Below are 10,600 nucleotides of genomic sequence, written 5' to 3'. Positions count from 1 at the left end.
CCGTACGCCGACGCCGTCACCAAGCACGAGCCACGACCAGCCACTACGCCCGGCAAGCCCTCACCGAGCCGTGATCACAATCCCCGGCTGGAGTATTAGTGGTCCGGTCCGTAAGTCCTTCGGGGGTTGACGGCCGGCGATCTGGGTGCAGTCACCCGGTGATGGGAATGACGAGGACGTCGCAGACGAAGTCGAGGGCTTCTTCGGTAGTGCCGCTGAACCAGTACTGGTCTTCGTAGCTGTTATTGCTGGCCCTGTAGACGGCAAGGCCCCAGCGGTGCGCGGATCCGCTGTAGCGCAGTCGCATCAACGGCAGTTGCTGTCCGTCGGTCAGCTCGCCGGTGACGTAGGCGAAGTGGCCGTGGTAGCGCACGTGCACCGCGGCCAGTTGCGGCCACCTCTGCTTGGCCCGGGCCCGCAGCCGCTGCGGCAGGGACGTCTTGGTGGAGGCAGGTATTACCGGCATGGGTTCACATCCTGCCGGTCCGGCGTGTCCTGCCGGCTTGCGGCACGCCTGTCCGGCATCCTCGGCCGACCCTCGACAAGATCACCTTCGTTGGAAGCTGGCCGGTGTCTGCCCCTCACGCACGCCTGATCACCCTGACCGCCGCCGAACGACGGCGGCTCACTGTTCTGGCCTACTCCCACACTGCCGGCTACCAGCAGGTCATCCGGGCCCGGATCGTCTGCGATGCGGCCCGCGGCGACTCCAACGCCGCGATCGCCCGCCGGCACGACATCACCGTCGACACCGTGCGCCGCTGGCGGGGCCGGTTCGCCGACGAAGGCCTCGCTGGACTCGCCGACCGGCCCCGGCCCGGACGGCCGACCCGGTTCACCCCGGTCCAAGTCGCCGAAGTCACAGCCCTGGCCTGTCAACTCCCAGCCGAGACCGGCGCCCCGCTGTCGAAGTGGACGTGCCCGGACCTGGCCGCTGAAGTCGTCGACCGGGGCATCACCGCGTCGATCTCGGCGTCGACCGTCCGGCGGATCCTCGCCCGTGAGACGCTAAAACCCTGGCAACACCAGTCCTGGATCTTCATCCGTGACCCGCAGTTCACCGTCAAAGCCGCCCGGGTGCTCGGCCTCTACGCCCGTGAATACGATGGTGTCCCGCTCGGCTCCGACGAGTACGTGATCTCCAGCGACGAGAAGACCAGCATCCAGGCCCGCTGCCGCTGCCACCCCACCCTGGCGCCCGGGGCCGCCCGCACCATGCGGGTCAACCATGAATACCAGCGCAAAGGCGCCCTGGCCTACCTGGCCGCCTACGACGTCCACCGGGCCCAAGTGTTCTCTCACCGCTGCGCGAAGACCGGCATCCTCCCGTTCATGACCTTGGCCGAACAGGTCATGACCCGCGAGCCCTACGCGTCGGCGAAACGGGTGTTCTGGGTGGTCGACAACGGCTCCTCACACCGCGGTCAGGCCGCGATCGACCGTCTCACGGCACGGTTCCCGAACGCGGTCATGGTCCACACCCCAATCCACGCCTCCTGGACAAACCAGATCGAGATCTACTTCTCAATCATCCAACGCAAGGTCCTTACCCCCAACGATCTCACCAGCCTTGACCAGGTCGAAGACCGGCTCACCGCCTTCGAGCAGCGCTACAACGCGACCGCCCGGCCGTTCAGATGGAGATTCACCCCGGCCGACCTCGAGGACCTGATGGCCCGGATCGAGCGACACGAACAGAAAGAGCTCAACCTCCAGCAACCCGCCGGCTGCGACCACCAGCCTGCCGCACACGCCCTGGCCGCATAACCCCCGAAGGATTTACGAACTTAAGCACTTAGTTCGGCTCTGTTGCTGTCGGTGTTGCTGTCGACAGGTTCGTTACCTACCCGGACCGTCCAGAGGTCTCCCGGAACGACACCGCCCCCGGTCCTGCTCAACCGGGGGCGGGAGGCTGGCGGTGCTAGTGAGAGTATTTGCGCTGGTGACCGTGCACACTCTGCTCAGTGCCCTTGTACCAGCAGCCGCGAGCAGGGCATGAGACCCAGCTTCCCGCGCGTACGGCTTCGTCGATGACTGGCCGGCCCGGGCCATAGCCATGCTTGTGCAGCAGTTGGGCGACCTGGCTGCCGTATTCGGCGGCCACGAGGGCGGCTTCGGCAATCTTGTCGTGCCCTTGAGCGAAGAACGAGCCAATGCCCGTCTCCTTGCCGCAGCCGCACCAGCAGGTGCCTGTAGGGATCAATCGCGGAAGATCAGTCGTTGTCATTTAGCCAAGGTACCGCCCCTAGGAAGCATGTCAAGGTTCCATGCCAAGGGATGTCGCCACGGAAGCCGGTACCTGACGTTGCCGCCGGTTGCGTACTTGCCCGGCTCGGGTCACAGCACAGTGGTCAAAGAATCGGGGATGACATCCACCTCAGCCGGAATGCGCCACACCAACACACCATGTCCTCGCCGACCGTCACTCCGTCGGGGAACACAACTCGTCGGCCGTGCGGCTTGTCGACGTTCTCCACGTTCGTGTTGAACCGGTACGGTCCCCACACCTGGTTGGCAATCTGCTCCGCCGTTAGCCCGCCAGCCACCAAATGCCGTCCGCGGTCGGGTCGGTCGTCACGGATGCTGACGGTGACCCGATCGAGACGTTCGAGCGTGTACGGGCCGTCCAGCCGGATCCGAAGCTCGGCGCGCATGTTGTCCTTTGCCGCCACGCAGGTATAGGTGAACTGCGGCAGCAGGGCTGCCCAGCGCCTGTCACGCTCGGAGTCCGCCGCGACGCGGGCCGACGTGTGGGCCGCCTCGCTGGCTGATCGAGCCGCACGCCAGGCGAGGTATCCAGCGCCCGCGCCCGCAAGGGTGGCGACTGCTGACAGGCCTGCGAAGGTCAGGTTGTAGTCGATGTTCACGGCCGCAGTTTGCCCGCGGCCAGCGGCGCTCGTGCGCCCCCGATCGGTTTCGGTTGACCTGGCTGTTCGGGTCGCTGCTCCCCATCGTTCGGGCGACGTCCGGTCTGCTGTGGCTCCGGGCCTGACGGCCCTGGCGCCCGACCCCCGCCGGGGGGATCCGGTCTCAACCTGTCGGCTGGTGTCGGTCGGTGCCGGCCCGCGTCGATGAGCAGGTGCCGGACCTCGTCGGTTGACGTTCGGGTCCGGCCCGAATCAAGGCTCGCGCTGCCTTCTTGCTGCCTCACAAGCCTGGCGCCTCGCTCAGACGTCCAGCTCCGCCGGCCCTCTCACCGGCGGAGCTGGACTCCTTCGCTCCAGACGAGCGGAGACGGTCAGCGGGGCCCGCTCGTGTGCCGGTTTCGGGCAGCCCGCTCCTCCGCCGCGCGCCGGGCGTTGGCCTCCTTGATCTGAGCCTCCTCAAGCGCCTTGGCGTGGGCCTTGGCGATCTCTTGCGCGATGCGCTCCGCGTCCTTCGTCGTCTGGACGATGCCGTAGTCGGGGTTGGGCGGCGGCTGGTTGACTGCCATGACTGCACATCCTTCGGTTGGTGCCGCAACGGCTCGGGGGGCCGTTACGGCGTGTTGATGTTGCATCACCGATTGTGCGATGTCCGCGCAAGGGCGGCCTGCCGCCACGCCTTCTTCGCCCTTGATGCTGGAATGCCGGCCATCCCGACCTCTACGTCAACGCCGTTGCGTTTAGCGCCGTGAGCGGGAGGCAAGTCCTTTCTCGAAGACTGTGATTTCGGCGTGGAAGCTGTGGGTCTGTGCGGTTGTTGGGTGTTGTCCGGTGTTCGGGCCGTACTTGCTGGTCGGGTTCTTGCGGGTGCGGGCTTTGACGCGGGGGCGGCGCCATGCGGGCAGGAGGTTGGCCAGCGCGGCCTGGCCTATCACGCCGAGGAGGTCGGCGGGGCCATCAGGGAGGATCGCGCTGGCGGTGGTGATCGTGTCGACGGCGGTTTCGATGAGGATCGTGAAGCTGAACCGGTCCATGTCCATGCCCGGCTGGGTTGATGCGGCGTCTGCGGCCACGCGGATCAGGGCTTGGTAGGCGTCCACGCGCGCCCTGTGTCACCATGCCGAGCGATTCTCGCGCAGCGAGGACCGGGAGGAGCGCCGAAGGCACTCGACGAGGCGCACCATAAGATGCGCCTCGCCTGTGAGCAACTCCGGCTTTTGGGAAGCCCACGGGTGCAATTCGCCGCTCGGGCCGTCATCCATCACGCGTACGCGGTGCGTGTCCAGGGCGAAGAGGGCCGAGATCCACGAGCCGGGCAGCATCCGTCCAAGCCCCCCATCGGCAGGCTCAATGATGCCCTTCAGGAGTTTTACCGCGCGGTCCGAGAGCAGTTGAGGGCAGACGACCCCGAGGCGGTAATCCATGACGACGATCTCGATGTGATCGAGCGCGGGCTCCAGCCGTTGACCTGGGCCGAACGGTCCCAGTCGGCCTGATCGCTTGACTGCTTGCGCTGGCCGCCCAGCAGCGCTGCGACTACTCGCTCACAAGCTCTGCGCAGAGCGTCCGCACACGCTCGGGAGCGGCCGTACGCTCGGAGTGTCGTCCATGCCAGCCCTCGTCAGTGTGCCGCCGTCCGGTGCGGTTGCTAATGTCTGTCAGCGTTGCTGTCGACGCTCCTCGCCGGTACCTGCACGCTGTCGACGGGCGTGACCGCGAGATCGCCAGGGCACTGTCGGAGCTCGCTGCGCACGGTGATGTCGCACGGCTGCCCCGACACATCACGATGCGGAGCTAGTCGGATGACGATCGCACGGCGGCCCACTGCGGCGCTCTGACCTGCGAAAATGTACGTGCCTGACGATCGGACGGTTCCACGCGCCGCTCGCGCCGAGCCCCGAGGCAGAGACGGGCCCTTTCGTCGTTGGGTCGCGCTATGCGGTGCCGTCCGTGGCCATCAAGCCCACGGGCGACACAGGACGGCGGGTTCACTGGCGGAGGTTGTCGGCGAGGTCGCCGTTGCTGTGCGGTGCGCCGCCGGGCGGTGGTGGTGGTGGCCAGTGGCGGCGGACGGTGCGTTCGGACCGGCCGATCCGCTCCGCGATCTGGGCGGGGTGAAGGTCGGGGTCGCGATGGTGCCAGTAGGCCACCGCGGCGGCGGTGTCCGCGGGCGCCTTGTCCGCCGGCCTGTCGTCTGAGGGATCCGGCGGCTTCGCGGGGCTGCCGTCGCCGGGAAGCATCGGCCGTGTGTCGCTGGTCAGCATCTCCTCCCGCGTGTCGTCTTCGTGGGTGCGGGTGAGCGGCCGAGGCTGGTTGGCCGTGCTGGGTGTGCCGCCGGTGTTGTCGGCCTGCGGGTGGGGTCGGTGGCGTTTGCGAGGCGCAAGTGGCCGAGCCGGCTCGACGGTGAGGTTGCCGATGGCTTCTGGCACCGGATCCGGGTCGGACGGACGCGCGGATCCGATGGGCGTCGTGGAAGCGGATGGCATGCTTCGTTCTGGGGTGGTGGCGCGGATCCTGGCGGTGAGCTCGACGAGGCTGACGCTGGCGACGATGACGAGGCCGTCGACGGAGATGGGCAGCAGGTAGGCGGCACCGGCATCGGTTTCGCCGTAGCGGGCGGCGACGCCGACGAGATGCCAGTACGACACCCAGGCGGCGATGGCGGCGATGACGGCGGTAGCGGCGATGCGGATGACGCCCAGGGCCCGGCGGTGATGGGGGACGCGGGAGATCAGTTCGACGGTGAGGAGCAGTGCCAGGGGTGGCCACGCGGCGATGATCTGGCTGATGGGGTTCGGTCGGGCGTGTAGGACGTTCGCGGCGACGGAGGCGGCGACGCCGAGGGTGAGGGTGGCGCGTACCGCCCACCGCAGTCGATGCAGATGCTGGCCGCTTGCGGCGTGGCCGGCAGGTGTGGTGTCCGGTGTTGCGCTCATGCGGCTGGCCTGTCGGTGGGGCGGGTGCCGCGTCGGGGCTGGCGTAGGTGGGTGACGAGTTTGTCGGCCAGGGTGAGGGTGTCGTCGGCGGGTTCAGTGTCGATCTCGGCGAGGCGTCGGGGCAGGGTGCGGCGCAGGGCGCGGATGGTGTCGAGGTGGCCGAGGTCGGCGTGGGCGCGCATCGCGGCCTGGTAGAGGGTTTCGGTGTAGGGGTGCTGCTGCAGGGCGGTGTCGAGGACGGCGGTTTGGGCTGCGGGTTGGTCGGTGAGTTCCTCGATGAGGGCGGTGGTGGCGTCGAGGGCTTCTTGGCGTACGGCCTGCCGGTAGGGCTCGAGCCATTCGTAGTCGCAGCCGTCGGCGAGGGGGCGGTAGGCGTTCACGGCGCGGCGTAGCGCCTGGATGCGTTCGGGTGGGGATGCGGCGGTGTCGGCGGCGCGGATCGCGGCGCGCATGCGCCACAGGTCGATGTTGAAGCGGTCGGGGTTGAGTTGGTAGCGGTGGTGGGGGTGGGTGAGGTAGGTGCCGGGTCCGGCGTTGTGGCGTAGCACGGCGCGGAGGTCCGAGACGTAGGTGTGCAGCCGGTGCACTGCCTTGCTGGCGGGGGCGTCGGGCAGCAGGTCGTCCAGGATCGCTTCGACGGAGGCGCTGCCGTCGCGCACCGTCAGGTAAACCAGTAGTTCCAGGGATTTCGCGCGGAGGTTTCGCTGCGGATCGGCGTCGATGATGCTGGGCGGGCCGAGCACTGTCACCGTGATCTGGTGCGGCTGCGACGGTTGGGTGGGTGCCTGCGGGGGGTCGAGGGCTGGCGTGTCGGGCCGGGTCGGTTCGACGGCGGCTGGGGGCTGGCCGCTGCGGCTGGGTGTGTCGGGTTCTGTCGGGGTGGTGGCGTCGCCGCTGGCCGGGGTGCTGTCCGTTTCGACGGGGTCCGGATCGGGTCCGGCGGTGGACGCTGTAGCGGGGGACGTCGGGTCCGCGTCCTGCTCGTCAGCGCGGCGCCGATCGGTGCCGCGGGCCTGCGGATGCGGTGGTTCCGTGGTAGCTGTCAGGGGTGGTGCGGGCTGGGTGTGGGTGGGTGGGGCTTCGGTGGGGGCGGGTGCGGGGGGCTGCCCGGTGTGGGATTCGGCGAGGGTTGCGAGGAGGTCGGTGGTCTCGGTCGGGTTGAGCACCGTGGGGCGGCCGATGTCTGCGGGGTGGGAGCCCGGCGGGGCGTCGCCGTCGGCTGGGGTGGTGGTGCCGTCGGCGGCGACGTGGACGGTGTTGCCTTCCGGCCAGGAGCCGAGCAGCGCGCCGTGGATGTCCAGGCGTTGGCCCTGGGTGAGCAGGGCGGCGATGCGGGAGCGTTCGTGGCGGTTGGTGGTGTCGGCGAGCAGCATGATCGGTGGGAGGGGTTCTTCGTAGGGGTCGGCGGCGCGTAGTTCGGTGACGTTGTCGACCTCGTGTTGGTAGAGCAGTCGGGTGCGGTGCAGGGCTTGGGTTTCCAGGAGTTCGAGGGCTTCGTCGAGGCCGGTGGTGATGGTCAGTCTTGGTGTGTGGGGCAGGTTGACGGTGGCGGCGCCCAGCAGGGTCGCTGCGGTCGCCGATGGCATGACCACTTGGCTGCGGGCGTCGGGGTGGTCCGCGCCGCCGGTGGCCAGGGCCGCGGTGAGGAACCCGCGGGCGGCGGCGTCTGCTCCGGGTCCGGTCAGACCTAGACCGGCTGGCGGCCAGATCGCCGACAGCGGGTGCGCGAGGGCTGGCGCTATTGGCAGGGCTTCAGCACCGTCGCGGGCATGGTCCAGGTGAGGCGAACGGGGTTCGCCGTCGGCGACATCGTCCTCGTCGGGGCCGCCGCCGGGGTCGGCGGGATCTTGGGCGTCGATGGCGTCATGGTGCGCGTTGTTGGCGTCGTGGCCCGCCTCGTTGGGCTGGGCGGCAGCGAGTCTCAGGTTGCGGCGGATCTGGTTGACCACGCGGGGCATCGGCGCCAGGTCCGGGTCATCCATGCGGGGCGATGCTGAGGGTTTGCGGGGCACGTAGCGGCGTCGGCGGTGCGCCCAGACCAGGGCGACGGCGGCGGCGATGGCCACGGCCAGGCCGAGGTCGACCCAGCTGCCGGTCGGCAGCGGCACCCCCCGCACATGGCGTTGCTCGCCTCGGCCGTCCGGGGTGGTTGCGGGCGCCGGTCGGGACGCCGTTGGGGTGGGCGAGACGGCCGTGTCATCACGGGGTGTGGCGGTGGCGGTCGGGGTGCCGGACGGTTCTTCTGATCGGTGAGGTGCGGTCGTGCCGGACGTGGGGTGAGCTGGCGGCGGCGTCGCGTCGGGCTGCGGCGTGCGTGGTTTCGGTCTCGTCGGGGATGCCTCTTGAGCAGGCGGATTGGCCGGCTGCGAGTCCCCGGCGATGGGCAACTGGAGGGCCCAGCCGGGATAGATCAGGTCGGGGTCGTGCAGCGTCCCACCAACCTTGTAGTGGGTGCCGCGGTTGACGGCGAAGATGTCGCGCCAGCGGTCCGCGTCGCCGAGACACCGCTGAGCAATGCCGGACAGGGTGTCACCGCGCCGGACGGTGTAGGTGCTGTGAGGTTCGCCTTCGGGGCGGGAGGTGCCGGTCGGCCGGTCAGCGGCGTGAGGTGTGGAGGTGACGGCGTGCGTCGGCCGGGGCGGATGGACGGCCTCGTCGGAGGTGGTGACGGTGGGGGTGCCGGCGGCGTGCGCGGGGACGGTGCTGGCGCTGATGGCGGTGACACCCAGGATGGCGGCGGTGAGGCTTCGCAGCGGCCCGGGTAGGTGCAGCGCCGGCAGCCATCGCAGCATCCGGGTGAGCCGGGTGTAGGCGTGGGCGGTGACGGCGGTGGCCAGCAGCGCCCACATCAGCCATGCCGCGATGTACGCGAGGGCGGCGAGGAAACCGGCGGTCATGGGCTGCTGGATCCATTCCTGCAGCGTGGCCGTCCACGACCCGCCGAGGTCAGGCCAGTCGGCGAGGTGGATGAGCACGGCCGGTACGACCGCGAGCAGAAGTGCACAGGTCGTCATCGTGACTGCCGACGACGCTCGGGTTCTCATCGCTGCCTCCTGCCTGTCGATCGTGGTCCCCAGGGCTGAGCGGCGAGTTGACATCGTGCTGGGGTGCCGCATGCCGGGTGCTGATGCGAGTCGACGCTATGGGGGCCGGGCGGGCGCCGTCGCGGCTTGCTGGCTGACAGGACCTCACACCGCCTCACACAACCTGACACCCGCAGGTCAGGGGCCTTCGCGTCACACGAGGGCTGGCCGTCGGCCGGGGGTGAGGTGACCGGTGCGCCAACGGTTCTGGCGGTGAACAGTTGGTGTTATCGGCCCGGAACGGCGCTGTTGCTCGGCCGTGCGGCCGTTTCTCTGAGCTCGTTGCCGGGTTCGAGGCCTGCCTCGGCGAGGCGGCGGCTGTAGCTGTCGTGCAGTTCGGCGGCCGCGTCGTGGTCGCCGAGGGCCGCGAGGACGTTCATCGCCCGCACGTGCAGGTCGGCGTTGTAGGGGTCGACGCGGATGCCTTGTTGCAGCAGGGCCAGGGCGTGGTGCGGGTCGGATGCGGCGGCGGCGAGGGCCATGTGGGCGTCGATGACGTGCCGGCGGGTGGCTTCTCGGACCGGGTCCAGCCACGGCCATGGGCGGCCGGCGGCGAGGTCGCCGGGGTAGGCGTCGATGATGGCCTGCCACGCGGTCGTGGTGTTGGTGACGGCGGTGGCGGCGTGCTGGACCGCGGTGTGGAAGCGCCACAGGTCCACGTCCAGGTGTTCAGGGTTGAGGCGGTAGCGGTCATCGGTGTGGTCGACGATCGCAAGGCCGCAGGCGGCCCGGACGGTGCCGCGCAGCTCGCTGAGTGTCGTGTAGAGGCGGCCGGTGAGCGAGTGTCGGGGCAGGCCCGGCCAGATGGCGTCGACGAGGTCTCGGCTGTGCGCCCCGTCGGGGTGGGCGGCGAGGAACACTAGTGCCTGCATGGCCGCGGTGCGGCGGATGGCAATCGGCTCACCGTCGAAGGCCAGCATCGGGTTACCCAGGACCCGCAGCTGCAGGCGGTGGCCGGGGGCAGCGGGTCGGGGACGGGGGTCGGGTCCGGTTGCCTGCCGCGGCACGCGGGGCCGGGATCGCTGCACGGCGTGTGGGGAGGGCTCCGGTGCGGGCTGGTCGGGTGGTGGGTCGGTGTGGGCGATCACGGTGAGCAGGTCGATGGCCGCCTGCGCGTCGAGCACGCACAGCCGTGGTCCGCGCCACTCGGGTCGATCAGGGTCGTGGGTGTGGCCCGCGGCGTCGACCTGCCATGTCGCGGCGGCTGGCCATCCGCCCAACACCACGACGGTCGCGGCGGCAGGCGGCAGGACGGCCAACCGCTGCGTGCCTGGACCGGACGGTGGTTCGTCGGTGATCAGAACAACGGCCGCCCGGACGTCCGGCAGGTCGTCGCTCCGGCGTGGCTCGGCTAGCCCGTGGGGGTCATGGCCGCGAGTTCGGGAATCAATAGCCTGCATCCCCTCGTCGACGCTGGAAACGACCTGCAGCCGTGGCAGGTGCGGAGGTAGTTCCTCGGCGGCGGAGCCGAGCAGGCCGGCGAGGGCGGTGCGGGTGACGACGAGCGACACCGCCGGATGGCGGTGTGCGGTCAGCAGGGCGGTGACCAGCAGGCCCCTCGCCGCGGCCGCGGCGCCCGCTCCGTTGAGCCCCACACGCGGGGCCGGGAGGCCGGAGACGAGGGCCAGCATCGCGCCGGAGGATCCGCCACCATCCGGGGTGGCGTCGCCCGGCTGCGGTGCCGGGGGGTGGTCGGCGAGGGCGGCTTGCAGATCGT

The 10,600-nt window shown here is 69.8% G+C and carries 10 protein-coding genes; 1 reads left to right on the top strand and 9 read right to left on the bottom strand.

Annotation, left to right across the window (positions count from 1 at the left end; genetic code table 11):
• Positions 1 to 151 precede the first annotated feature (151 nt).
• The gene (locus ACWEVO_RS18035; RefSeq protein WP_452308674.1) at positions 152 to 466 is read right to left on the bottom strand and encodes a hypothetical protein; all 315 of its coding nucleotides are present in this window, start codon (positions 464 to 466) and stop codon (positions 152 to 154) included.
• Between the two features lie 104 nt (positions 467 to 570).
• Between ACWEVO_RS18035 and ACWEVO_RS18030 the strand changes: the two genes are divergently transcribed.
• Positions 571 to 1,767 (top strand): IS630 family transposase, encoded by a 1,197-nt coding sequence (locus ACWEVO_RS18030; protein WP_452308673.1) that lies wholly within the window; start codon positions 571 to 573, stop codon positions 1,765 to 1,767.
• 154 nt (positions 1,768 to 1,921) lie between these two features.
• Here ACWEVO_RS18030 and ACWEVO_RS18025 read toward each other — a convergent pair whose 3' ends face one another.
• The 8 genes from ACWEVO_RS18025 to ACWEVO_RS17990 all read right to left on the bottom strand — a co-directional run.
• Positions 1,922 to 2,227 carry a hypothetical protein gene (locus ACWEVO_RS18025; protein ID WP_357789804.1) on the bottom strand — a complete coding sequence of 102 codons (306 nt, stop codon included), beginning with the start codon at positions 2,225 to 2,227 and terminating at the stop codon, positions 1,922 to 1,924.
• Between the two features lie 124 nt (positions 2,228 to 2,351).
• On the bottom strand, positions 2,352 to 2,867 hold the full coding sequence (locus ACWEVO_RS18020; RefSeq protein WP_452308672.1) for a hypothetical protein: 516 nt from the start codon (positions 2,865 to 2,867) through the stop codon (positions 2,352 to 2,354).
• A gap of 371 nt (positions 2,868 to 3,238) precedes the next feature.
• A complete protein-coding gene (locus tag ACWEVO_RS18015) occupies positions 3,239 to 3,433 on the bottom strand; it encodes a hypothetical protein (RefSeq protein WP_452308671.1) in 195 nt (64 codons plus the stop codon).
• Positions 3,434 to 3,604: 171 nt separating this feature from the next.
• Positions 3,605 to 3,964 carry a hypothetical protein gene (locus ACWEVO_RS18010; RefSeq protein WP_452308670.1) on the bottom strand — a complete coding sequence of 120 codons (360 nt, stop codon included), beginning with the start codon at positions 3,962 to 3,964 and terminating at the stop codon, positions 3,605 to 3,607.
• Positions 3,965 to 3,976: 12 nt separating this feature from the next.
• On the bottom strand, positions 3,977 to 4,288 hold the full coding sequence (locus ACWEVO_RS18005; RefSeq protein WP_452308669.1) for a hypothetical protein: 312 nt from the start codon (positions 4,286 to 4,288) through the stop codon (positions 3,977 to 3,979).
• A gap of 564 nt (positions 4,289 to 4,852) precedes the next feature.
• Positions 4,853 to 5,512: a DUF2637 domain-containing protein gene (locus tag ACWEVO_RS18000; RefSeq protein ID WP_452308668.1), complete on the bottom strand. Its 660-nt coding sequence runs from the start codon at positions 5,510 to 5,512 to the stop codon at positions 4,853 to 4,855.
• A gap of 284 nt (positions 5,513 to 5,796) precedes the next feature.
• Positions 5,797 to 8,844 carry a BTAD domain-containing putative transcriptional regulator gene (locus ACWEVO_RS17995; protein WP_452308667.1) on the bottom strand — a complete coding sequence of 1,016 codons (3,048 nt, stop codon included), beginning with the start codon at positions 8,842 to 8,844 and terminating at the stop codon, positions 5,797 to 5,799.
• A 266-nt stretch (positions 8,845 to 9,110) separates the two neighbouring features.
• Positions 9,111 to 10,600 (bottom strand): AfsR/SARP family transcriptional regulator (locus tag ACWEVO_RS17990; RefSeq protein WP_452308666.1); only part of this gene is annotated, 1,490 nt, incomplete at its 5' end.

This window comes from Micromonospora sp. NPDC003776 (assembly GCF_053605645.1).
This window is presented reverse-complemented; position numbering and strand designations above follow the sequence as displayed.